A 22459-nucleotide genomic window follows, 5' to 3' on the forward strand; every position below is an offset into this window, starting at 1 on the left:
ATTTATTCGCGGGATCCAGCATCGGATCTGGATCCCGCGAATAAATCGCGGGACGACGTGGAGGGTTTGGGCGCGGATTAGATAGTTTGAATAGTCGATTTCACTATCGCTACTTTTTCAATTGGCACCAATAAGCTTGAAAGATTTTTTTTGATGACGGTATCATTTTTGTAATCTGGGTTTAATTTTTTTAAGGCCTGAATACTGATGCCCGACATTTTAGCAACTTGTTTTAAATTGACTGATTTCTTAACTTTCACTTCAGCAAAATAGGGATGATTATCAATATGCGGTAATTTAATTCCATATTTTTCAGGATTTTCAATAATGGCTGCAACGGCTAATAATCGAGGCACGTAATATTTTGTTTCTTTTGGCAGTGGTAAATTCCAAAAATTGTGGCTCCCGGTGCGTCGCTCTACAGATTCAACTCTACCTTGACCACAATTATAAGCTGCAATGGCTAAGTACCAATTATCTTTAAAATTGATACCCAAATCTTTAAAGTATGCAAGAGCGGCTTTTGTCGAAGCGACTACATTGCGTCGACCATCGTATCCTGATTTTACTTTAACGCCCAATTCATGTGCGGTACCTGTCATTAATTGCCACAGGCCACTCGCTCCTTTTTTTGATAGACCGTTAGGATTATATTCGCTTTCAATAACGGGAATAAGGGCAAGCTCTGAGGGTAAACCTTTCGCCTTTGATTGCTGGTGGATAAAATAAATGTAAGGCGCTGAAGCCTTCAGTATGCTGTAAAGTTTGCCTTCATCAGCCAAAAGTCGCTTAATTTCTAATTTTACTTGCTGTGATTCTTCACGATGGTCAATTTTGAAACCACCTACAATATTGCGCCACAGATCATCAGAGGCAAGATTTTTTCTTTTGACTTCGATTTGTTGAGTAGCTGAATGCGGCTTGGATAGAGGATCAACAATAGTATTACTCGTGGCCTCCCAAAAAACGAGAAGACAAACAATTAACACAAGAAGCTGTAAGCTTTTAGTAAAATTTAATAATTGCATGGGCGCATTGTACAACAAAAAATCTAATTTGATAACCCCCTTAAAATTTACTCACTTTTTTCGTATTAAATTTGAATCTTGGCCAAAAAGAATTTTTTTGGCTTGGTCGGTCATGGTGGATCCCGGATTAATGGAGTCTTTTAAGGCATAGGCACGTTTAACGGCGGGTCGCGCGGCGACTAAATTAAACCAACGTTGCAGATGTGGAAAATCGTTTAAATTTTGCATCTGTTTTTCATGGGGAACGATCCAGGGATAACAGGCCATATCAGCAATAGAATATTCCCCGGTAATAAATTCTTTATTTTCCAATTGCTTATCAAGCACAGCATAAAGTCGTGACGTTTCTTTAATATATCGCTCAATAGCATAGGGAATTTTTTCGACAGCGTATTGCATAAAATGATGATTTTGACCGGCCATAGGCCCTAATCCTCCCACCTGCCAAAAAAGCCACATAATGGTTTCATAACGCCCACGCTCGTCTTTAGGGATAAATTTGCCTATTTTATCTGCTAAATAAAGCAAAATAGCCCCAGATTCAAATAGAGCAATGGGGGCGCCATCTGAAGGGGAATGGTCAATAATCGCAGGAATTTTATTATTGGGGGAAATGGCTAAAAATTCTGGTTTAAATTGATCACCAGCACCAATATTAATTGGTATAACTTGGTATTCTAATTCTGACTCTTCAAGAAAGAGTGTGATTTTGTGCCCGTTTGTAGTAGGCCAATAATAAAGATCAATCATAATCCCTTCCTCTGTCATTAGCGTTATTTTTTTACCATAACCTATTGCGAATAAAAAAGCTGCAAATACAAAATAAAAACAGCAAAAAACTATAATTAGTACATACCTATTACTTCGGATAAGTATGGCTATAAACTCAAACAAAGATGACAAGAAATTACAAGCGTTCTCAAAAATAGAAACGCTACCAAGCTATATTAAATTGCATCGCGCATTAGCCATGTTGCATCGCGTAGGCGCAGACGATATTTATTTTATGGTTACCAAAGGTATTTCGACTAATAAAATTATTATCGAAGATAAAGAATATATTAATTATTGTGGATACAATTATATAGGAATGTCTGGCGATCCCCGCGTAACTAAAGCAACAATCAAAGCAGTTGAAGAATATGGGAGCTCTGTATCTGCTAGCCGTATTGTTTCAGGTGAAAAACCCCTGCACCGTGAGTTAGAGTTAACCATCGCCAAACTTTTAGGCGTGGAAAATAGTTTAGTATTTTCAGCGGGACATGCGACTAATGTCTCGGTAATAACGTCGATTGTGGGGCCTGACGATTTGGTCATTCACGACGCTTTGATTCATAATAGTTTGTGGCAGGGGACACTTTTTTCGCGCGCAAAACATGTTTTATTTCCGCATAACGATTACGAAGCGTTAGAAAGAATTCTGAAGAAAAAACGTAACGACTATGAGCGAGTACTTATTTTGACAGAAGGTGTATTCAGCATGGACGGTGACATCAGTGACGTACCAAAGCTCATCGCACTAAAGAAAAAATATTTTGCCTTTCTCATGGTAGATGAAGCACATTCAATGGGTGTCATTGGCAAACATGGTCTAGGAATAAGGGAATATTTTGATATAAATCCCGCGGATGTGGATATTTGGATGGGTACCTTGAGCAAATCTTTTGGTAGCTGCGGTGGCTATATTGCCGGCACGCATAATCTTATCCGCTATTTGAAATATACCTGCGGAGGTTTTATGTTTAGCGCGGGAATGTCGCCCGCAAATGCGGCTGCCGCACTTGAGGCAATACATCTATTAGAAGATGAACCGCAGAGAATCGAACGCTTACAACAACGATCACAACAATTATTATCGACATTAAAACAAATAGGTGCCAACACGCTTACAAGCGAGAACACACCGATTATACCCGTTATGGTAAGAACCGAATTGAATGCCATTCGTTTAAGTCATGAATTATTTAAAAGGGGCATTTTAGCGGCTCCCATTTTTTTTCCAGGAGTAAAAAAAGGGACGGCACGAGTCCGATTTTTTGTTACCTGCCTGCATACTGAAGAAGAAATAAAATACACATGTGAAGTTATCAAAGAAATTTTAAGCACTTTAAAAGTGTAACAATTCAGCACTCATTTACCACTTAACAAGATTATCAATAAATTAAAATATAAGAACAGGCCTCCACCCTGAGGGTAGAGGCCTGGTAATTTAAAATGGAATTATATAACCTGTTGAGGGGTTGCTTATAACCTTTTGTGCAGACTCCTTACTTAAGCCAGTCGCACCAGCTAACGTCCCAGCACTAAAATGCTGCGCCCCATTAAGCAATGTTATTTCTGATAATCCTTTTGCTGTATTAAACGCCTCATAAACTTCGAGATTATCTTTTCCAATATTTAAATAAGAATGAAATGTACCAACTGGAATAAAAATTAAATCGCCTTCTTTCAGTAAAGAATTATAAATTTTACCACCGCTATCCATCATAGTGAAAAATGCATTCCCTTTATGAATAAACAATAATGCATCCCCAGAAGTATACCAATGAGGCACACGTAAGGTAGAGGGTTTGAGAATCGTTTGCTGTAACGCCATAGCTTGCATGGCGGGATTAGTCGTCCCATCTATACGTTTAATCGAGCCTAAATCACTATTAAACAGTGGTTTTACAGCAGTAAAATTATTTGAAAATGGGCTAGTAACATCCGCATTTTCAACCGCAGCAGCTGGATCATATTTACTTAATCGATTAATCATTGTTTTTTTAACTGTCCCAATTTCTTGAGGAGTTAGTCCAAGTGTTTTTTCTAACAAACTATCGGGTAAAGAAGCCCACGCTGTAGCAAAGTCTCTGTCTGCAGCATTTGGATTATTATAAGCAACAAAGAATGTTAACTCGCCCTCTCCGACATTTTCTAACGAATGTACAGCTGCTTGCGGTATCATCCAGGTGCCATATTTTTCTACCGTAAATACCTTGGCTTGACCTGTGCCCTCCCAAATGGTGACTCTCATCTTGCCGCTTAGCACGGTTCCAACTTCAGTTGCATTAGCATGCCAATGCGGCACACGCATGGCATGATTATAAAGTTGATAATAGAAAAGTAAGCCAGCGGTATCAGAAAATAGTTGTTTTGCAGTCTCTGCGATCCTTACCCCTGCTGTATTTTTGTCTGTTTGTCCTGCTGCAAAAAGATGAATACGGTAGGGAAAATCAGCGGTTAAATTTTTAGATTCATTCTCTAAGAACTGTTTAATTTTTGTATTTTCTGTCGCTACCACTTTGGAATTAGAGGAAGTGGTTGGAGTGGCAGCGTGTACTGGACCCCACACGGTATAAACGAAGCCTAACGCGAGCATCATGCTCAAATATTTTTTCATAACACTTCCTTGTTGAATAATTGATTCATCTCACACATCTGACAAAATTTGCAGCTTAGTCCAGACTAACAAACTTAATTGGGTCTATATAGCTAGTATAGCAGCCTAGGGATGTTCTCAAGATGGAGATTTTAACTGTTAGATTACGCCACTTGAATCCCGCGATCGAGTCGCGGACGACGCCAAAAAACTGCTTCGCGGGACAGGCTGAGGATAAGGGAGCAAAAATGCAGGATTAGCCTATACTATTTCGAGTTTTTACGATTGTGGATGGTTCTAAATTCGAAGTAAGATGACAGTTAAAATCGCATTGAAGTGTTGAGGTTATATCGCACTTCTCCCAGGCGTTCGAGGAAGGTATGCAAAAAAAATCTAACGCACTGATAACTTGGTTTATTGCAACATTGTTTGTAGTGTATTCATTTTGTTTAAACACCGCGTCCGCAGTTTTTTTTGGAGCAATAAAGCAGACACTACACGCGAGTAATATTGGCGCTTCATTAGCTACTGGGTCTTTTATTCTAGGTTTTGCATTGATGCAAATTCCCGCGGGTTATTTGCTCGATAAATATAATCCCAAATGGGGCGTGAGTTTAGGCATATTATTACTGGCTTCGGGCAATGTCTTACTATCATTTTCCTCTAATTTAGTGAGTTTTAGCTTATCAACTTTATGCAGGGAGTAGGCGCTTCATTTGCATTTGTGGCGGCAGCAGTGCTTATCGCACAATGGTTTCCCAAAAGAAAATTCCCCATCTATTTTGGCTTAACTCAAACCATATCTTGTTTTTCTGCAGGGGTGATCCACTACTTTTTTGCTATTGCATTGACCAGATACAGTTGGAATGAAATCTATCTCGGTCTGGCTTTATTTGGCTTTATCTTACTGATTTTATCATGGTTGTTCATAACATCCCCTCCAGAGAAAGAAAGAGGCGTAATTTCCCTTAAACAATCGCTTAACTTGGTCCTACACAACAAACAAATGTGGCTTTGCTCCCTTGCCGCAGCAACTTCTTTTGGCGTTTTACTAGCCTATGCAGGGCTGTGGTACATGAAGATTCAGGCATATTATTCGGTAGCTGAATTACAAGCCGTTATTATTAGCGCATTAATCTTTGCAGGTATTGGTTCTGGAACACCGGTTTTGGGCTGGCTATCTAATCTCGTTCATTCACGCACAATGATCGTGCATACCACATTAGCCCTGGGGACCATGGCACTGTTGGCAGGGATTTATTTACCTCATTTCGATATTAATAATTTAATTATTATCAAAGTCATTTCATTCTTAATTGGATTTCTGCTCTCAGGATCAATGCTTTTTTATACCATGGTAAGTGAGATGGCTAACAATGCAATTAGGGGTGTCGCTCTGAGTATGCTCAACACGATTGTTTTTGCGTTAAATAGCATAATGCTATTCATTCCTTACTTATTTATTACGACCACCTCTAGAGATTTTTTCACTTATCTTTGGATCTTCCCCTTCCTTGTAATATTTTCCCTGCTCTTAATTTATTTTATTAAGGATACTTACTCTACCTAAGAAAATCGCTCAGTGGTATATTATTCGCCTGCCTACTATAGTTTATAATCTGCATTCAGAAGGGAGTATCAAAAATGAGTGATAAGATAGCCTACCAAGGTCAGATTTTTTCTTTCAAGGAAACAGCCACCCTTGCAAATCTATCCACGGTCAAACCTTCTTCATCAGAAAAGGATGCACACTATACTTATATTGAAAACGGAGTGGTCATTGTAGAAGGCAGTAAAATTTATAAAATCGGTAGCTACGAAGATCTCAAAGACGAATTATCGCATATTGAAATTATTAACTATAAAAATAAACTAATTACTCCAGGCTTTATTGACACTCATCAACACGCTACTCAGAGTGGCATAGTCGCTGCCTACGGTGAAAAGCTTTTGCAATGGCTGCAAGATTATGTTTTCTCAGGCGAAAGCCGCTTTGTAGATGAAGTATATGCAAAAGAACACTTAGGTTTTTTTCTAGATCAACTGATTCGAAACGGCACTACTACCGCCGTCTCATATGGCCCCCTGTTTCTTAATGCCACGGATATTTTTTTTGACGAGCTGAACAAACGTAACATGCGCTTTATAACCGGAAATGTCTTAATGGATACTAATTCCCCGGATTCGCTAAGACTTACCACTCAAGAAAACTACGACAATTGTAAGCAACTCATTGCAAAGTGGCATAATAAAAATCGATTATCTTACTGCATTAGTCCTCGATTTGCCCTCTCGTGCACTGACGAGTTATTAGAGTTGTGTGCCAGTCTTTATAAAGAGTATCCTGATTGCTATATACAAACACATTTAGATGAAAACGAATCTGAAGTTGCCGAAACAAAACAGAAATATCCGTGGAGTAAAAATTATTTAGATGTTTATGATCACTTTGGTCTGGTCACTGAAAGAAGCATCTTTGGGCATTGTATTCATACGCAAGAAGCGGAATTGGAACTGTTTAAGAAATCAGGTGCGATCATGTCTTGGTGTCCACTTAGTAATAATTTTCTAGGCAGTGGCTTGTTCGATTTTGCCCGAGCAAAAAAATATACGGACAAAATAACCCTTGGCACAGATTGGGGCGCTGGAAATTCTTTATGTATGCTAAGAGTGCTAGATGACGCCTATAAAGTAGCGATGTTAAATAGTACAAAATTACCCAGCATGGTTCGATGGTATCTTGCCACACTCGGCTCAGCACGTGCTTTACAGATTAATGATAAAATAGGAACATTAACCCCTGGCAAGGAAGCAGATTTTATAGTAATTGATCCCGATGCTTCGCCACTTTTAAAATATCGCAAAGCAACCATAGACAATATTTTTGATTTATTATTCATATTAATGACCCTGGGATCAGAAATAAATATTAAAGCGACTTATATAGCAGGAACGCCTGCTTACATTCGAAATCCGCATAAGGAATATTTATGAAACTATATTATACACGAGGTTCATGTTCACTCACTTGCAGAATAGTTATCAACGAAATTGGACTGCCCTGCGAATATGAGTCTGTAGATTTAAAAAGTAAACAAACCGAACACGGTGGAGACTTTACCAAGATTAATTTAAAAGGCGCGGTTCCCACCTTAGTGTTGGATAACGGCGATATTTTGACTGAAAATGCAGTTATTCAACAATATCTAGCAGATGAAGCACATGCTACCGAATTATTGCCAAAAACTGGAAATATCAAACGTTATCACGTTCTAGAATGGTTGAATTATATTGCAACTGATTTTCATAAAGGAATTGGGGTATTATTTAACTATGCCCTTCCCCAAGAAATAAAAGATGAAGTCTTTAAACCCATTATTAGCCATAAATTAAAATCCATGGACAGTCACCTAGAAAATAAAAAGTTTATCTATGATGAACATTTCACCTTACCCGATGCCTACTTTTTTGTGATGCTAACGTGGGTACTTAATTTTAAATTTCCAATGACTGATTGGCCTAATTTAAAACGCTACTTTGACGAGCTGAAACAGCGGCCCTCTATTGCTAAGTCGCTTAAAGAAGAAAGATTGACTTTCTAGAAGCGATTGTTTAGTAGACCTAAACAGTGATCACAGCTCTTTATCAATTTTATGCGCTTCGATACCCCATGCAAACAAACCAGCAATGGTTTTATCAGCACGTCTTAGACGTGTAACGAGCGTTTTTAATATATCAGATAAAATTTCATAGCCCATCTTCGGATTGGCATCTAGGAATGCTCGAAATGTAACGATTTCTATTTCAATGAGCTCGCTTCTCGTTATAGCGATTACATCCGCGCTTGCAGGCGAATCATCAAACAATCCAAATTCACCGAAAATGTCTGGCGGGCTCAAATCGGCGATACCAGGCTGAACATGTTGTTTCGATGTGGTGTCTGCGTGCCTTACTACCCTTACCTTTCCTTTCAGTATCAGATAAAAATTCGGGTGGGGAGTATCTTGCTCTAATATCTTATCATGAGCTTTATACTTTTTTTTGGTCCATTTAACTTGGGAGGTAAATGAAGGGTCTTCGAATAATGTGTGGAGAATATCGAACATGTGACTTCCTATGCACTATTAAATCCAAGCAGCTAAATAAACCAATTTACTCTGCCAGAGTAACTCTTTTATTATATAATCATTTCCAATTTTTAGTAGTAACATTTAAGGTAACTATTCAGCACCGATTTAGAACTTAGCAAGAACATTCAGATTTGCGCTGAATTTCAACAAAAAAACAAGGAACTAACATGGCAGCATATATTTTTCCAGGGCAAGGGTCGCAAGCTCGTGGGATGGGAGCGGATTTATTTTCAGAATTTGAAGAACTGACTCAGAAAGCTGATCAGATTTTAGGTTACTCCATTGCTAAGCTGTGCATGGATGATGCTAACGAGGAACTTAACCAGACTAATTTTACTCAACCTGCTCTCTATGTCGTAAATGCTTTATCGTATCTGCAAAAAATAAAAGCAAGCCAAAAACCGCGCTTTCTAGCGGGCCATAGCTTAGGGGAATACAATGCCCTTTTCGCAGCAGACGTATTTGATTTTGAAACCGGACTAAGACTGGTTCAAAAACGTGGCGACTTAATGAGTAAGGCACAGGGCGGTGGCATGGCGGCCATTATTGGTTTGCCAAGCCAAACTATTTTAGACATTCTAGCGAGTAATTCCCTTAGTGATATCACTATCGCAAATTATAATTCCCACACTCAGATGGTAATTTCTGGGCCAAAAGAATCCATACTTGCCTCCCAGCCTTTATTCATGAATGCGGGGGCCAAATTATTTATTCCCCTAAAAGTAAGCGGCGCATTTCATTCGCAGTCTATGGAAGGAGCACGCAAAGAATTTAGCAATTTTCTTCAAGGATTCACTTTTGCTTCCCCAACCATTCCCGTAATTGCAAATATTAACGCCGAGCCTTATCCCTCCGGTAGTGAAGTAGCTACTTTTCTTGCCCAACAAATTACCCATCCGGTCTTATGGACACAAAGTGTAGAATATTTGAGTGGTCAAGGAGTGCAAAATTTTGAAGAAATTGGCCCAGGAAAGGTTTTAACCGGCCTTGTTACACGTATTCAAAAAGGGCAATAGCCTCTTCCAAGATCGTGTTGTAGCCTTGATCTACCTCAAGGCTAAACCGCCATTTTTAACTCTAGAAAAAAGGTAGGGGGACTCACCAGCGTTTTAGTGTGATGATCTAAAAAGGCCAAGGTAATGCGAGCACGACAGACTTCTTGGTACTCAGCGTTTTGCACCGAAAAAAGTAGCTCTTGACGCGCTTTAGAAGTCTCTCCTAACCCCATAGTAAATAACAATATTTCTCTATAGCGGACTTCTTTTTTATAAATTACTTCAATTTTCTGAACAAGAAGATAACACCCAGCAATATTAAATTCAGAATAGTGATAATGATCTAAAAATTGCACTTGGGCTTCATGCAATAAACTTACCATCGCATCATAGCCGACGTGATTACCATAGTTAATCGCCGAGATCTGTACCCCTATCTGGGTTTCGAAGACCTTAGGCGAAGGCAGTGGTATCACATGTTTACTAAAACTCATACTCTTTCGACTACCATTAGTTCTAATGCTTGCTTAGGCCAGAGCACATTAGTTGCCGTTTTTTCAAACACAAAATTTTTAGGCAAGGTAAATTGAAATTGCGAGCACATTAAAGTCAAGACTAAACAAGCTTCCATCGTCGCAAACTCTCTACCAATGCATGATCTTTGGCCTAGCCCAAAGGGAAGATAGGCTTTTTGTGCTGCTTCCGATAACCCTGCTCCCAAAAAACGCTCCGGATTAAACACCTCGGGTTCGGGCCAGTATTTAGCATCACGGTGAACATGATATACCGGGATCATAATATAGGAGCCTTTGGGAATCCGCAGATCTTCGGCAACATCGTCAGCCACCGCCACACGTGGAATGGTATAGACTGGCGGATATAATCTGAGCACCTCTTTAAAAACCGCTAACGTTTTGGGAAGTTTTTCTAAATCAGAATATTGAGGAAGGCGGCCATTTAACACCTCAGCATGTTCGTCATTAATAATATTTTGCCATTCGGGATTTTGAGCTAAGAGGTAAAACGCCCAGGTTAAAGAGGTGGCTACGGTTTCGTGCCCTGCAAGAATGAAACCCTTAAGTTCATTACGAATCAGAGTCAATGCTAGCGCCTGATCGGGCTCCTCATGGTATGCAGCCAAAAATGCATCCAGCAAATCATTCGATGGGGTTTTTTGCCCTAATCGTCGCTGAATGAAATCCTCCATAAGCGTATCATAGAGGTTCACCATTTTTTTGAAGGTTGACCCACGATTACTCACCTTCGCCAAATCGGTTACATCGACTAACTTTTCATAGTCAAAATCGCTCGTATGAAATAAGGTATTAAACAGTGCCCGCATCGCAAGCACTGTAATTGATCTTGAGATGTTAATTGACGGACCTTTTTTTAGATCTTGCTGGCACTTTTCTATCATCGATAAGCAGTTACTCACAATAGTCTCAGCGTAGGTAGGGTAATTAGCACGTTGTAGACTCGGCATAACCACGCGACGGTGCTTAGTCCATAGAGGGGGGTTATCCATAACAATTAGGGAATCGCCAAACACTGCTTTTAAATAGTGGTAAGAAGTCCCTACTACCTCAGCCCCTTTAAGATAATTATCTTTATTTTCAGAAAGAATATGATTAATAATAGGGGGAGATTCAACTATGACTACAGTATGTAGCTTTAGGGGAAAAGAAAAAATAGGGCCATGGGTGTTGATAAGTCCTTGCAGATAGCCGAAGTAATCCGTCTTTAGACCTCGCACCAACTCTCTTAATGGTATGTCAATTTGAGTTATCTCTTCCATATCTATATTTTAGTGTGCGATACCCAATAGCACAAACTTTAGGTGGTCAGTAGCGCTAAATGAGGCAAGTTCTGAGGCATTAAATGAGAGTAGAGTCCCACATTGTTGAAATTGACAAGAGAAAAAGCGTTTCTTACCATGGGTTAACACAGAATGATACCTAAATAACGGAACACTCTACTGTAATATACGGAGTGATAGTGAAAATAAAATACAGAGGTACAGTTTGAATAAACAAATGGCCCTTGCCTACCAAGACTTTATCAGTTCTCTTAAGAATTACAGGTTATGGCTTTACTTTGGCTGGTCGGATATTAAGTTACGGTATAAAGGCTCTGTGTTGGGACCCTTTTGGATTACATTGAGCACCTCAATATTTGTCGTTGCCATTGGCATTGTCTATAGTCACCTTCTGAATGAACCTTTAGCAATTTATATCCCCTACCTCACCGGAGGTTTACTGGTGTGGAATTACATTTCTGCCGTATTGATTGACAGCAGCGAGATGTTCCATAATTCGAAAAATTTTATTAGCCATATTCGATTACCTTACTTAATTTTTTTATATCGGGTCATCTGGCGCAATGTAATAATCTTCTTTCATAATTTTCTCGTTTACTTTCTGGTACTTTTTTACTTTGATACCCCCATCAATTGGAACTTTTTATTTTTTGTCCCTGGATTCATTTTGCTGACCTTTAACTTAACCTTTGTAGGACTTTTAGTGGGTCTCATTGGTACTCGATTTAGGGATATCCCCCCTGTAATAAATAGTGTCATCCAAATTATTTTCTTTATTACACCCATAGCGTGGATGTCAAAAACACTCAATGTTAATTCTTTCTTTATAAAATTTAATCCGGTAATTTATTTTTTAGATATAGTAAGGTCACCTCTTCTGGGGCAAGTACCACAATTAAGTTCTTGGGAAATCTGTATAGCTATTTCTCTTTTTCTCATTATAACTGTGGCTCCCATTTTTGCTATCAATCGCACCCGCATACCATTTTGGTTATAAAGGAAATTTATGTCTGAGATTATTTTAGAAAATGTGACACTACGATATCCAATTTATGGTGCGAGCACCCGCTCATTCAAACATACACTAGTCAATATTGCGACCGGCGGCCAATTCACTAAAAACAACAAAAAAGTTGAAGTAAAGGCCTTAGATAAAATCAGCTTTGCACTAAATAAAGGCGATAAATTAGGATTAATAGGACATAACGGCGCTGGCAAATCTACTTTACTACGAACCTTAGCCGGAATTTACGAGCCCCAAGAAGGCGGCATTCATGTCAAAGGAGAAATATCTTCTTTATTAGATTTACATGTAGGCATGCAATTTGAATCAAGTGGCTATGAAAATATAAGAGTTCGCGGCTTAATTATGGGCATGTCTAAAAAAGAGACCAAAAAAACCATTCAGGATATTGAGCAATTTACTGAACTAGGGGATTTTTTATCAATCCCGGTGAAAACATATTCTTCCGGTATGATCATGCGGCTAGCATTCGGGATGTCCACATCGTTTACTCCCGACATTTTGTTGATAGATGAAGTGATAGGAACGGGCGATGCCAATTTTATGAAACAAGCCCATAACCGCTTAGATCATTTTATTGCAAAATCGAACATCCTAGTATTATCTTCCCATTCTTCTGAGATTATACAACGATTCTGCAACAAAGTTTTGTGGCTAGAACACGGCACCATTAAAGATTTTGGGGCCACTCAGGAAATATTAGCTAAATATAATGCTCAATATTAGGGCCTGCCTACTACCCCCGCTCCTCTTGCACCGTATAACCTCCTCCTTACGTCGTCCCGCGGCTTTTCCCCGGGATCCAGAAACGTTGTGTACATTATCCCTTGTTTTTATCGAGTACCTTTTTTTCGAAAGTTAAAACATAATGCCATATCAAACTAAAAATTTTGTATGAACTAAACAGAACCTGGATCCCGCGGACAAGCCTCAGCTAACCTCCTCCTTACGTCGTCCCGCGGCTTGTCCGCGGGATCCAGAAACATTGTGTACATTATCCTTTGTTTTTATCGAGCACCTTTTTTTCGAAAGTTAAAACATGCCATATCACACTAAAAATCTTGCATGAACTAAACAGAACCTGGATCCCGCGGACAAGCCGCGGGACGACGTAAGGAGGAGATCTGCTCGGAACGACTGAGAAGAGATGGTCTCGACTGAGAAGAGATGGTCTCGACTGAGAAGAGATTAGCTATTGAGCAGCGTGGGAGGAACAACCTGATTTAAATAGGAAATAGGTTATGAAGGAGAGTTTTGTTTATATCTTAGCAAACCGACGTAATGGGACTTTATACGTGGGATCGACATCTGATTTAGTAAAAAGGGTATGGGAACATAAAAATAACCTCACCCCAGGGTTTACAGCAAAATATAACATTCATCAATTAGTGTATTACGAAGCGCATCAAGAAATAATGGAAGCAGCGCGAAGAGAAAGACGGTTAAAGAATTGGTGTAGAGAGTGGAAAATAAATATCATTGAAAAATTCAATCCTACATGGCGTGATTTGTACAGTGAAATCAGCGCCTAGCAGGATCCCCGCCCGAGATGACCGAGCCACAGATAACGGGAAGCGAGTAAAAAAGGCAACCGACTGCATCACCCTTCCCCCTCAACCGTCGTCCCGCGGCTTGTCCGCGGGATCCAGACATTTATGGGTAGGCAGTAGCTCCAAATTACTTTTCTCAATTTTTAGAATCTTTTCTTACTCATTATCTCATTAAAATGCATTTGTAATCGGGCATGAAATTTAATAAACCAAGGAAGAAGGAATACTATTAAAAGTGCTGGAATAATCAGCGCGCAGATCAAAAGCCAGGTGGGAATAGAAAGATCTTGAGTTATGGCTAAGAGAAAAAATAAAAAGCCAAAAAGAATGAGGCTAGGAAGGATATAGGAAATTAAACTGCGAATTTTTAAAAATCTCTCATTATTTTGTTTGTTACTAAAAATCACTTCTGCCAATAACATGCAAAGTACGTGTAATTTTCTGTATATAGCAATTAAAAATGGCAAGGAAAGGATTAATGCTAGATTCCAAATGATGGCGATTAAAAAATTCTCTCCAAGAATATGCTTTAACCTATCCCCCATCTGAGTAGAAGGAATGGCATCAAACCCAAGGAAAATGGCGATGACAATTAAAAAATTGATCAGTATGATAATCAAACTGCGTCGGATTAGATTGACCATTCCTAAACGATCATCACCGGGTGTAAAGCAACGTAGGGCAGTTCGATAGCGCCGAAACATTTTTTGCACGGGTCTTGGAATATGCTGAGCCAGAAAAGTGGAAAAAGGATCAGAAAGCTTAATCAAATAAGGCGTAAGCAAGGTGGTAAATGCGGACACGGCTACTGCAATCGGATAAAGAAATTTATCAGTAACATTCAGTGAAATACCAAGGGTAGCAATAATGAACGAAAACTCTCCAATTTGAGCAAGACTCATACCAACACGCAGAGCAGTTCTGCCATCTTTACCTGTAATAAGGGCTCCTAAGCTACAACTTATAATTTTTCCCAACACTACTGCGACAGTAATCACCAGAATTGGAATCGCACAAGTCGCCAGAACGCGTGGATCAAATAATAATCCTACCGAAACAAAAAAAATGGCGCTAAACATATCCTTCAAGGGGAAAACCAACCGCTGGATGACCCCAAGTTCATGCGATTCTGCAATGATCGCGCCGATTAAAAATGCTCCCAATGCCACACTATAATTTAGTTTTGAAACTAATAAACAAAATCCAAAACAAAGCCCCAGAGCGCAAATCAAGAGCATTTCTTTATTTTTAAAATTAGCAACATAAGCCAGTATTTTAGGTATTAATAAAATTCCTGCGATTAACGAGATAACCAGAAAGGAAGCCAGCTTCATCAACGCTAAAAAAATATCATTGACGGCTATCGTACCTGAAGTTGCCATGGTGGAAAGCAGCGCCAGAATGGTAATCGCAAATATATCTTCGATAATCAGAATTCCAAAAATTAGATTGGCAAATTCTTCCTGCTTCATTCCTAGCTCTTCGAGCGCCTTGACAATAATGGTAGTGGAGGAAATGGCAAGGATAGCGCCTAAAAAAAGTGAATTCGTGGGCGACCAATTGAAAAGTCTTCCGATACCATAGCCCACCAGAATCATTAACATGATTTCGGAAAAGGCGGCAATGAATGCTACTAAGCCTACTTTACGCAGTTTGTGTAAATTGAATTCAAGTCCCAATGAAAACATTAAAAAAATAACACCGAGCTCGGCCAATATCTTGATAATTTTTTCATCATGAATGAACATAAAAGGAGGAGTGTAAGGACCTATGATAACGCCGGCCAGAATATAGCCGAGAACGACGGGTTGATTAAAACGATGGAATATTACCGTAATAATCGCAGCAATAAGCATAATCACTGCTAAATCTTGTACAAAGACTACCCCATGCATGCATTACCTTATCACTAAATCATATTTATTCTTCGCCTGCGAATTCCAGTATGTCTCCTGGTTGACAGCTTAAATGTTTACAAATCGCCTCGAGTGTAGAAAACCGAATGGCTTTCGCTTTGCCATTCTTTAATATTGACAAATTTTGTTCAGTGATGCCAATTAGTTGTGCTAATTGATTGGAGCGCATCTTGCGCTTTGCGAGCATTACATCAATATTTACTATCAATCCCATCTTCCTTTCGCCTATATGGTTAAAGCTTGCTCTTCATTTAGCTTATGACCTTCATTCATTATCCATGCAATTAAAATCACTAACCCACCGATAGCAAGCGCCAAAAGGTCGGCTGCACCAAATCTGATGACAATTTGTCGGTGCCCAACTTGGTTCTGAAACGTTAAAATTATACTGATCAAGGCATCTACTATTTTGCTACAAACCACCCAAGCAAAAAATGAATAGCCTAATTTGCGGTAATAAGACACGTTAGCAAGAGAAAAAATCTCACCTTGTTCATAGTTTTTGAACAATTTTAAAAGTTGGTTAAGGGCATAAAAGATAACACTTACCTGCAACATACTCGCCAGACAGGCCAATAGTATGGTGGTGCTATTAATATTAATATGCGTCAGATTAAGCGCATGGGGGAGTAACGTCACCGTGATTTCAGCAGGAAGCTGATTATAAAAAATCCAGATAGACAAATTCAGAATAGGAACCAAAATGAAGGCCAGTTTGAATAGAATCCTAAACTTCATGCTTATAGATTTTATTTTGCTCATAAGGCTTCCTCTAAAATTTAATATTGCATTAATTATTTATCGTCTGTCAATAAATTATTGCTGACATTCGCTTGATTAGTCCTGCATTGATCTCCATAAGCTATCATAGCTGCCAGCCTCATGAAAGTAGGTTACGACATTTGACACTCGGCATAGCTTCATTTTATATTGAGCAGATCCAATCAATGACTAAAGATGACCCTCTATGGAAAAATGCCCTTGTTGTAAAACAAAAAAATACCTCGCCTGTTGTGGCCGTTTTATTAAATTAAAACAACACCCTGAAACACCTGAGGAGCTCATGCGTTCGAGGTATACGGCCTACACACTCGGCAATATGGATTATATCCTTGAAACAATGAAGTCACCCGCTGCTGACAATTTTGATAGAGCTGCTGCTAAAAAATATGCGTTACAGACCCGCTGGGGCACTCTGGAAGTACTGAAATCAATGACAGAACAAAACAAAGGGTGGGTGGAGTTTATCGCCCATTTTAAAGTCGAGGGTGCTGAGCAGATATTACACGAAATTAGTGAATTCAGATTAGACGAAGGCAAATGGTATTATATTGATGGGGAGATCCAAACCCAACCTCACAGCTGTGCTCATTGCTAATTATTCAAAGGGGGAACCCCCTGTAGCGGGCGCTCTCGATTCAATAGCACGTAACTCCCAATTATGTGCATAGCGTTTGGCCAATTCTGCATCCGTAATAATGATCAGATTCTCGGCATTTCGCTCTTCTGCAGCACGCGTAAAGTTGAATGACCCCGTAATAACCGTTTTTTTATCGATGATCATCACCTTGTTGTGGGCAATACTGGGCTTATAATCTACCAGCAAGGGTAAATGATAATCTGTGAAAAATTTAGCGGATGAAAAGCCGCGAGTTTTAAACTGACTTTTATCAAGGATGACCTTTACCTCCACCCCTCTTTTGTGCGCTTGAATTAACGCTTTGGCAATCGGCGCGGAAGTAAACGAATAAGCTTGGACCAGCACTTGATTTTGTGCATTCGCTATTGTTGAGATGATCAGATCGGTACAATGTTGCGCGGGAGTAAAGCATATCTTGTAAGATGCATCACTGGAAAATTTATCTGCGAAAGAAAGTGTCGGAAAGAAAAATAATGCGATAACGAGAGCAATTTTCATTTTGATGACTCTTATAATTATTATTTATTTGTATCTACTCGCACCTAAAGTGATTAGTTGGCTAGCAGGCTTCTAGCGGCGAGTAGTTACATTTATTTATTATGAGCTGTCTTAACTAACTGTCAACCTTCATATAATTTTAACAGTGCAAACTCTAAAAGATTCTTATACAATCTCTCCCTCAATAAAGGAGAATGCCATGACAGAAGAACCACGCCCCCTAAATCGCATGCCTTGGTTAGTACCAAATTTAACTGTAAAAGACGTGGGTGCTGCCGCTAATTTCTATAGTAAAGCCTTTAGTTTTTTTATAAAGGGCACTACAAGTGGTGAAGATGACAGTGATTGGCACGCTGAATTACAATATAAAGATCAAATTATCATTTTGAGTAAAGAAGGCATTCCCGGTAAAACCACCTCTACCCCCAACAATATTGGTTTACCCTCCTCCATGAATCTTTATTTCTATTGTGAAGATGTGGATAAAATTTTTCATCAAGCACTGTTAGCAGGTGCGCAAGTTAAAACGCAACCTATAGACACTCAATGGGGTGACCGAATTGCGGTGGTGTCTGATTTAGATGGATACTACTGGGTAATTGCAACTGCTCATAAGCAAATGAATTAACGAACAATCGCAATAAAAAATATAAGATTTTAAGCAACTATTTAGCACTCATTTAAGACTTGGCAAGAACGTTCAGATATGACGTTCGCATCCAGAGGCTGAACTGTTAAGACTAATACACACTATCATTACAATTAAATTATGACGCAGATTTGTTTACGTAACATTACTCTTAGCTTCTCAAGTCAACCTCTGATGGAGGATGCCAACTTATACATTGATGCCGGTGAACACGTTACCCTCATTGGGCGTAATGGTGCTGGAAAATCAACCTTACTCAAACTCATTCATGGAGACGTCGCTCCGGATCATGGCGTGGTTGAATATCCCAAAACATTAAAAATCGCCCTTCTCCCTCAAGCGGTTCCGGCTTCGATCCCCGGCACTGTTTATGATATTGTCAGTGATGCAATAGAAAAAAATGCTGAAGAATATTGGCATGACACCTCTATAGTCGCTAAAACCATTTCAAAACTCCAATTAAATGGCGACATTCTGTTTGACAGTCTGTCGGGCGGAATGAAACGGCTCGTTTTATTAGCCAGTATCTTAGTACAAGACCCTGACGTTTTATTGCTCGATGAACCTACCAATCATTTAGATATCAGCAAAATCATTTTACTCGAAAATTTATTAGTTAATTTTCAAAAAACCATCATCTTTGTCACCCATGATAGATCACTTTTACAAAAACTCGCGACGCAGATCGTCGAAATTGATAATGGCAAATTGATTAGCTGGAAGGGTGACTATGAAAAATATTTGCTCCATAAAGAAACGCTGTTAAACGCCGAAGTTAAAGCTAATGCTTTATTTGATAAAAAACTTGCTCAAGAGGAACAATGGATTCGACAAGGAATTAAAGCACGTCGCACCCGTAATGAAGGTCGTGTGCGTATGCTAAAAAATATGCGACAAGAAAGATCAGAGCGGCGCAGTCGACAAGGGAAAGTTAATTTAAGCCATAACGCAGTTGAAGTCTCCGGGAAAGTAGTATTTGAGGTGAACAAATTAACTTTTTCATATGGTGATAAGCCTATCGTTAAAAACTTTTCCACCCTCATTCTGCGGGGAGATAAAGTGGGTATTATTGGCCCAAATGGCGCAGGAAAATCAACGCTAATAAATTTACTCTTGGACAAGATCGCCCCTGACGAGGGCTCTGTCAAACATGGCACTAAGCTTACTATTGGATATTTTGATCAGCATAGATTGCAACTCGATCCAGAAAAATCTATCCTAGAAACGCTTGTTGATGTCGGAGACACTGTTACGATTGGTGACAAACAAAAACACATTATTAGCTATTTGCAAGATTTTTTATTCTCCCCTGCCCAAGCGAGAATCCCCATTAAAAATTTATCCGGTGGTGAACGTAATCGGGTCATGCTAGCAAAACTCTTTTCAAAGCCCTGCAATGTACTGGTCTTGGACGAACCTACCAATGATTTAGATGTAGAAACTCTGGAACTACTTGAAGAAATGCTATTAGATTTCCCTGGAACAGTGTTGCTCATAAGTCATGACAGAACATTCTTAAATAACGTTGTGACAGGAATCTTGGTCTTTGAAGAAAAGGGGCATATAGAAGAATATGTTGGAGGCTATGACGACTCATTTACGGTTGCAAATACCCCTAAAGAAACCTCAGTAAAAAATAAATCTCAAGCTGCACAACCTAGTAATAAATTAAGTTACAAAGAATCGAAAGAGCTAGCTGAACTTCCTGCAAAAATTGAAGCCTTAGAACAAAAACAACATACAATCAACGAAAAACTCGCCGACCCTAATTTTTATAAAGAGCAGCCTGACACGGTGGTTGCCTTGAATCGAGAACTTGCCGACATAGAGGAAAAATTGCTAGGAGATTTTCAGCGCTGGGAGGAATTAGATAAGCGATCTCGTTAATTCACCTCTCACTAGATGTCAGGATAATTCTTGTATCTATCAAGATTCAGGATGTAACACCCTCCGAATGTTTGAAAGTTTGTAGTTGACTCAACTTCGATTAAATTTTTTCGAACTTAATATCGCGCTCATTTGTTGATCGTAAAGTGACTCAATATGAGCTGGCGTGGCGAAGAGGTGAGCACAGCTTGGGTAAAGTTCATTACTGAGGCTTATCCCATATCTTAATAGTTCTATCCCTTCTTCCGTAACTTCAAGCATAAAATAGGTTTCAAAATTTATGCTTTGTAGCTCGTCAGTAATATTGTCTAGATTAGCTAAACTTTTTTGCTGTTGATTAATAAAGTAGAGACTATTCCCATTTTGAATCAAAGAAGATTTACAATTAAAAGGGCCAACACCACCTAAAAATTTTCCATTTGCCATTGAGAGACACTCAAATAACCCAAAAACAAAAAGTGAATTTTGATTTATTTTTAACAAATTATTTCGAAGAGACTTATTATTTATGTATTGTTGCAATAGAGCATTACTGCCACTGTCATCAGTTATGGGCTGCAATTTCGAGTTATTCAAATACAATGATTCAATGTATTGCGCAGGGGATTCAAAAATAGTCACGCTCATCCTATGAAAATCTTGGATGAAGCTTAGTTCCTCTTTATCGCTAGATCTATTTGGATCATGGAGGTACAAATAACTATTTAGTATATTGAAAACGTATGGCGGTATCGTTACCTGATTAAGGCCAAGATTTTCAGTAGTTAGAGCATTGTTATTGTTGTCTACGAATTTGCCTTCCTCAATAATCTTTAAAAAAGATTCTCTTACAGTTAGCATCATATAGAGTTCTTTGTAAGTGGGTACTAAGGTTTTCTGTTGTAATGCTACCGTATTACTAACTCCTGATTTTTTTAATAACTGCTCCCAGATAGAATCATCTGAAAAGAAGTGGGCCCAGACTTTACTTACACGAGATAAATTTCCAATTGTTTTACGAGAACTATACTGCAGGAGTTGGAGGACTATAGGGACGGGTAATTCAACATCATTAAATTTCATAGGGCACCTTTAACTAAAATATTTTCGACTCGTGTTTCTGGACAGCTCATTGGTTGGAGCTCATCGAGATTAAGTACACTCTATCTTGTTATCCTTAACGAATTATTATTACTGCGTAAAATACGCGGGATATCATGGCAACCGCATCAAAAACTCCCTTGACAAACATTTGAGGCTTGAATTTCCCTGGATTTCGCTACGCTACATCCAGGCTACTTTGAGTGTTGTAGCCTGGAGGAAACGAAGTTTAATCAAGGGCTTATTCAGTTCTTGACAGAAAAATTTTTAAGGGGGGATTTTCACAATGAGTTTTTGGTGAAGTATAGAAGGTATAATAGACGCTGCAACAATATTTTATCAGAGTGTTAGCTATCCACGATGAAAGGGCCCTCATCCTGAGAACGTGTACTTCATGTACCCCGCCCATCAGTGGATTGAGGGATCATAACTGAATGTTAAAAAATAGATATAAGCATAGCGCTCTACATTGTGTAAGATATTTCCCATCATTGAGATGAAGGAACTGGGGGTGTGATAATACGGTCATTTAAGAACTGACCCCCGCCTTATAGGGGGAGTCAGTTTTTCAACTATTATTTGTTGAATGGTTTCTTTTGGTCTTTTTCTTGACCTTGAGCATTTTGTGCGTTTTGAGCTTGCGCTGCATCACGAACACGTTTGTTTGGGTCGCTTGGGTTTGGGTTTCCTGGACGTTGTTGATCTTGTTTATCTCTTGACATAATGATTCCTCCGTGTTGATAAAATTTTTTATCAGAAAACAAGTAAACTATAGTAAAGATTTTTGACATTACAACTCGGTCTGCAAAAATTTATAATCATTTGGCAATCAAATGATGAAAGTGATTGAGTTATAACACTAAAAAAAGACATACGATTATGCAGGCAATTTAAAATTTTCATGATTAAAATTTCTCGTCATATCGCACAACATTTTTCTTCATTTGTTCCGCTTTAGGTTTGTCTTTCTCCTGTAGCTTTCTTTTAAATTCAGTTCTCCGATCGATATGTAGAATAGAGGCTTTATTTAAATAAGAATGTGTTCTTACTTCCATCACATTTCTCCTCATTTTTTAAACAAAACATTCCTAAGTGTAGAACATAA

At 38.9% G+C, this 22459-nt stretch carries 25 protein-coding genes; 12 read left to right on the forward strand and 13 right to left on the reverse strand.

Annotation, left to right across the window (positions count from 1 at the left end; genetic code table 11):
• Window positions 1–77: 77 nt before the first annotated feature.
• Both H0U71_03445 and H0U71_03450 read right to left on the reverse strand, forming a co-directional pair.
• A complete protein-coding gene (locus tag H0U71_03445; protein ID MBA2654107.1) occupies window positions 78–1028 on the reverse strand; it encodes a transglycosylase SLT domain-containing protein in 951 nt (316 codons plus the stop codon).
• A gap of 51 nt (window positions 1029–1079) precedes the next feature.
• Window positions 1080–1778, reverse strand: coding sequence for a glutathione S-transferase N-terminal domain-containing protein (locus tag H0U71_03450; GenBank protein MBA2654108.1), 699 nt, complete (start codon window positions 1776–1778; stop codon window positions 1080–1082).
• A 124-nt stretch (window positions 1779–1902) separates the two neighbouring features.
• Between H0U71_03450 and H0U71_03455 the strand changes: the two genes are divergently transcribed.
• Entirely contained in the window at window positions 1903–3147 is a 1245-nt protein-coding gene (locus H0U71_03455) for an aminotransferase class I/II-fold pyridoxal phosphate-dependent enzyme (protein ID MBA2654109.1), read from the forward strand.
• A 90-nt stretch (window positions 3148–3237) separates the two neighbouring features.
• On the opposite strand, the gene H0U71_03460 is transcribed toward H0U71_03455, so the two are convergent.
• Window positions 3238–4410 (reverse strand): hypothetical protein, encoded by a 1173-nt coding sequence (locus H0U71_03460; GenBank protein MBA2654110.1) that lies wholly within the window; start codon window positions 4408–4410, stop codon window positions 3238–3240.
• Between the two features lie 359 nt (window positions 4411–4769).
• Between H0U71_03460 and H0U71_03465 the strand changes: the two genes are divergently transcribed.
• The 4 genes from H0U71_03465 to gstA all read left to right on the forward strand — a co-directional run bounded on the left by H0U71_03465 (window position 4770) and on the right by gstA (window position 7991).
• Complete coding sequence (locus tag H0U71_03465; protein MBA2654111.1) at window positions 4770–5096, forward strand: MFS transporter; 327 nt, start codon at window positions 4770–4772, stop codon at window positions 5094–5096.
• Window positions 5084–5959: an MFS transporter gene (locus H0U71_03470; GenBank protein ID MBA2654112.1), complete on the forward strand. Its 876-nt coding sequence runs from the start codon at window positions 5084–5086 to the stop codon at window positions 5957–5959. Before H0U71_03465 ends, H0U71_03470 begins: the two co-directional genes overlap by 13 nt.
• A gap of 74 nt (window positions 5960–6033) precedes the next feature.
• Window positions 6034–7383, forward strand: a complete 1350-nt coding sequence (guaD, locus tag H0U71_03475; GenBank protein ID MBA2654113.1) for a guanine deaminase — start codon at window positions 6034–6036, stop codon at window positions 7381–7383.
• The gene (gstA, locus tag H0U71_03480) at window positions 7380–7991 is read left to right on the forward strand and encodes a glutathione transferase GstA (protein ID MBA2654114.1); all 612 of its coding nucleotides are present in this window, start codon (window positions 7380–7382) and stop codon (window positions 7989–7991) included. Before guaD ends, gstA begins: the two co-directional genes overlap by 4 nt.
• Window positions 7992–8021: 30 nt before the next feature.
• Here gstA and H0U71_03485 read toward each other — a convergent pair whose 3' ends face one another.
• Window positions 8022–8495 carry a cyclic nucleotide-binding domain-containing protein gene (locus H0U71_03485; GenBank protein MBA2654115.1) on the reverse strand — a complete coding sequence of 158 codons (474 nt, stop codon included), beginning with the start codon at window positions 8493–8495 and terminating at the stop codon, window positions 8022–8024.
• Between the two features lie 191 nt (window positions 8496–8686).
• Between H0U71_03485 and fabD the strand changes: the two genes are divergently transcribed.
• Complete coding sequence (gene fabD / locus H0U71_03490) at window positions 8687–9535, forward strand: ACP S-malonyltransferase (protein ID MBA2654116.1); 849 nt, start codon at window positions 8687–8689, stop codon at window positions 9533–9535.
• Window positions 9536–9576: 41 nt separating this feature from the next.
• Here fabD and H0U71_03495 read toward each other — a convergent pair whose 3' ends face one another.
• Window positions 9577–10008 carry an acyl-CoA thioesterase gene (locus H0U71_03495; protein MBA2654117.1) on the reverse strand — a complete coding sequence of 144 codons (432 nt, stop codon included), beginning with the start codon at window positions 10006–10008 and terminating at the stop codon, window positions 9577–9579.
• Complete coding sequence (locus tag H0U71_03500) at window positions 10005–11309, reverse strand: cytochrome P450 (GenBank protein MBA2654118.1); 1305 nt, start codon at window positions 11307–11309, stop codon at window positions 10005–10007. Before H0U71_03500 ends, H0U71_03495 begins: the two co-directional genes overlap by 4 nt.
• A gap of 226 nt (window positions 11310–11535) precedes the next feature.
• Between H0U71_03500 and H0U71_03505 the strand changes: the two genes are divergently transcribed.
• From H0U71_03505 to H0U71_03515, 3 genes are all read left to right on the forward strand, one after another.
• Entirely contained in the window at window positions 11536–12327 is a 792-nt protein-coding gene (locus H0U71_03505) for an ABC transporter permease (protein ID MBA2654119.1), read from the forward strand.
• A 9-nt stretch (window positions 12328–12336) separates the two neighbouring features.
• A complete protein-coding gene (locus tag H0U71_03510; GenBank protein ID MBA2654120.1) occupies window positions 12337–13080 on the forward strand; it encodes an ABC transporter ATP-binding protein in 744 nt (247 codons plus the stop codon).
• 515 nt (window positions 13081–13595) lie between these two features.
• Window positions 13596–13886, forward strand: coding sequence for a GIY-YIG nuclease family protein (locus tag H0U71_03515; GenBank protein MBA2654121.1), 291 nt, complete (start codon window positions 13596–13598; stop codon window positions 13884–13886).
• Window positions 13887–14047: 161 nt separating this feature from the next.
• Here H0U71_03515 and H0U71_03520 read toward each other — a convergent pair whose 3' ends face one another.
• The 3 genes from H0U71_03520 to H0U71_03530 are packed head-to-tail and all read right to left on the reverse strand — an operon-like array spanning window position 14048 to window position 16582.
• The gene (locus tag H0U71_03520) at window positions 14048–15799 is read right to left on the reverse strand and encodes a cation:proton antiporter (GenBank protein ID MBA2654122.1); all 1752 of its coding nucleotides are present in this window, start codon (window positions 15797–15799) and stop codon (window positions 14048–14050) included.
• Between the two features lie 25 nt (window positions 15800–15824).
• A complete protein-coding gene (locus H0U71_03525) occupies window positions 15825–16034 on the reverse strand; it encodes a helix-turn-helix transcriptional regulator (GenBank protein ID MBA2654123.1) in 210 nt (69 codons plus the stop codon).
• A gap of 11 nt (window positions 16035–16045) precedes the next feature.
• The gene (locus tag H0U71_03530; protein ID MBA2654124.1) at window positions 16046–16582 is read right to left on the reverse strand and encodes a DUF2975 domain-containing protein; all 537 of its coding nucleotides are present in this window, start codon (window positions 16580–16582) and stop codon (window positions 16046–16048) included.
• Window positions 16583–16787: 205 nt separating this feature from the next.
• On the opposite strand from H0U71_03530, the gene H0U71_03535 reads away from it, so the two are divergent.
• Window positions 16788–17198: a hypothetical protein gene (locus H0U71_03535; protein MBA2654125.1), complete on the forward strand. Its 411-nt coding sequence runs from the start codon at window positions 16788–16790 to the stop codon at window positions 17196–17198.
• Here H0U71_03535 and H0U71_03540 read toward each other — a convergent pair whose 3' ends face one another.
• Window positions 17199–17738 (reverse strand): phospholipase D family protein, encoded by a 540-nt coding sequence (locus H0U71_03540; protein ID MBA2654126.1) that lies wholly within the window; start codon window positions 17736–17738, stop codon window positions 17199–17201. It lies immediately after the preceding gene.
• A 199-nt stretch (window positions 17739–17937) separates the two neighbouring features.
• Here H0U71_03540 and H0U71_03545 point away from each other — a divergent pair, with 199 nt between their 5' ends.
• Together H0U71_03545 and H0U71_03550 are read left to right on the forward strand one after the other, a co-directional pair.
• Window positions 17938–18366 carry a VOC family protein gene (locus H0U71_03545; protein MBA2654127.1) on the forward strand — a complete coding sequence of 143 codons (429 nt, stop codon included), beginning with the start codon at window positions 17938–17940 and terminating at the stop codon, window positions 18364–18366.
• 141 nt (window positions 18367–18507) lie between these two features.
• Window positions 18508–20274, forward strand: coding sequence for an ATP-binding cassette domain-containing protein (locus tag H0U71_03550; protein MBA2654128.1), 1767 nt, complete (start codon window positions 18508–18510; stop codon window positions 20272–20274).
• A gap of 90 nt (window positions 20275–20364) precedes the next feature.
• Here the strand turns inward: H0U71_03550 and H0U71_03555 are convergent, their stop codons facing one another.
• The 3 genes from H0U71_03555 to H0U71_03565 all read right to left on the reverse strand — a co-directional run bounded on the left by H0U71_03555 (window position 20365) and on the right by H0U71_03565 (window position 22409).
• Window positions 20365–21336 carry an F-box protein gene (locus H0U71_03555; GenBank protein ID MBA2654129.1) on the reverse strand — a complete coding sequence of 324 codons (972 nt, stop codon included), beginning with the start codon at window positions 21334–21336 and terminating at the stop codon, window positions 20365–20367.
• 593 nt (window positions 21337–21929) lie between these two features.
• A complete protein-coding gene (locus H0U71_03560) occupies window positions 21930–22076 on the reverse strand; it encodes a hypothetical protein (GenBank protein MBA2654130.1) in 147 nt (48 codons plus the stop codon).
• A gap of 183 nt (window positions 22077–22259) precedes the next feature.
• A complete protein-coding gene (locus H0U71_03565) occupies window positions 22260–22409 on the reverse strand; it encodes a hypothetical protein (protein ID MBA2654131.1) in 150 nt (49 codons plus the stop codon).
• Window positions 22410–22459: the final 50 nt, after the last annotated feature.

It is taken from the genome of Gammaproteobacteria bacterium, assembly GCA_013697705.1.
In the GTDB taxonomy this organism is placed as follows: domain Bacteria; phylum Pseudomonadota; class Gammaproteobacteria; order UBA6002; family UBA6002; genus UBA6002.

Excerpts from the sequence above, each read along its gene's own strand:
- H0U71_03545 (MBA2654127.1), top strand. The coding sequence starts at position 17,938 with ATGACAGAAGAACCACGCCCCCTAAATCGCATGCCTTGGTTAGTACCA.
- H0U71_03530 (MBA2654124.1), bottom strand. The coding sequence starts at position 16,582 with ATGAGCAAAATAAAATCTATAAGCATGAAGTTTAGGATTCTATTCAAA.
- H0U71_03565 (MBA2654131.1), bottom strand. The coding sequence starts at position 22,409 with ATGGAAGTAAGAACACATTCTTATTTAAATAAAGCCTCTATTCTACAT.
- H0U71_03550 (MBA2654128.1), top strand. The coding sequence starts at position 18,508 with ATGACGCAGATTTGTTTACGTAACATTACTCTTAGCTTCTCAAGTCAA.
- guaD (MBA2654113.1), top strand. The coding sequence starts at position 6,034 with ATGAGTGATAAGATAGCCTACCAAGGTCAGATTTTTTCTTTCAAGGAA.
- H0U71_03560 (MBA2654130.1), bottom strand. The coding sequence starts at position 22,076 with ATGTCAAGAGATAAACAAGATCAACAACGTCCAGGAAACCCAAACCCA.
- fabD (MBA2654116.1), top strand. The coding sequence starts at position 8,687 with ATGGCAGCATATATTTTTCCAGGGCAAGGGTCGCAAGCTCGTGGGATG.
- H0U71_03445 (MBA2654107.1), bottom strand. The coding sequence starts at position 1,028 with ATGCAATTATTAAATTTTACTAAAAGCTTACAGCTTCTTGTGTTAATT.
- H0U71_03450 (MBA2654108.1), bottom strand. The coding sequence starts at position 1,778 with ATGATTGATCTTTATTATTGGCCTACTACAAACGGGCACAAAATCACA.
- H0U71_03540 (MBA2654126.1), bottom strand. The coding sequence starts at position 17,738 with ATGAAAATTGCTCTCGTTATCGCATTATTTTTCTTTCCGACACTTTCT.
- H0U71_03525 (MBA2654123.1), bottom strand. The coding sequence starts at position 16,034 with ATGGGATTGATAGTAAATATTGATGTAATGCTCGCAAAGCGCAAGATG.
- H0U71_03455 (MBA2654109.1), top strand. The coding sequence starts at position 1,903 with ATGGCTATAAACTCAAACAAAGATGACAAGAAATTACAAGCGTTCTCA.
- H0U71_03535 (MBA2654125.1), top strand. The coding sequence starts at position 16,788 with ATGGAAAAATGCCCTTGTTGTAAAACAAAAAAATACCTCGCCTGTTGT.
- gstA (MBA2654114.1), top strand. The coding sequence starts at position 7,380 with ATGAAACTATATTATACACGAGGTTCATGTTCACTCACTTGCAGAATA.
- H0U71_03485 (MBA2654115.1), bottom strand. The coding sequence starts at position 8,495 with ATGTTCGATATTCTCCACACATTATTCGAAGACCCTTCATTTACCTCC.
- H0U71_03510 (MBA2654120.1), top strand. The coding sequence starts at position 12,337 with ATGTCTGAGATTATTTTAGAAAATGTGACACTACGATATCCAATTTAT.
- H0U71_03500 (MBA2654118.1), bottom strand. The coding sequence starts at position 11,309 with ATGGAAGAGATAACTCAAATTGACATACCATTAAGAGAGTTGGTGCGA.
- H0U71_03495 (MBA2654117.1), bottom strand. The coding sequence starts at position 10,008 with ATGAGTTTTAGTAAACATGTGATACCACTGCCTTCGCCTAAGGTCTTC.
- H0U71_03465 (MBA2654111.1), top strand. The coding sequence starts at position 4,770 with ATGCAAAAAAAATCTAACGCACTGATAACTTGGTTTATTGCAACATTG.
- H0U71_03555 (MBA2654129.1), bottom strand. The coding sequence starts at position 21,336 with ATGAAATTTAATGATGTTGAATTACCCGTCCCTATAGTCCTCCAACTC.
- H0U71_03515 (MBA2654121.1), top strand. The coding sequence starts at position 13,596 with ATGAAGGAGAGTTTTGTTTATATCTTAGCAAACCGACGTAATGGGACT.
- H0U71_03470 (MBA2654112.1), top strand. The coding sequence starts at position 5,084 with ATGCAGGGAGTAGGCGCTTCATTTGCATTTGTGGCGGCAGCAGTGCTT.
- H0U71_03520 (MBA2654122.1), bottom strand. The coding sequence starts at position 15,799 with ATGCATGGGGTAGTCTTTGTACAAGATTTAGCAGTGATTATGCTTATT.
- H0U71_03460 (MBA2654110.1), bottom strand. The coding sequence starts at position 4,410 with ATGAAAAAATATTTGAGCATGATGCTCGCGTTAGGCTTCGTTTATACC.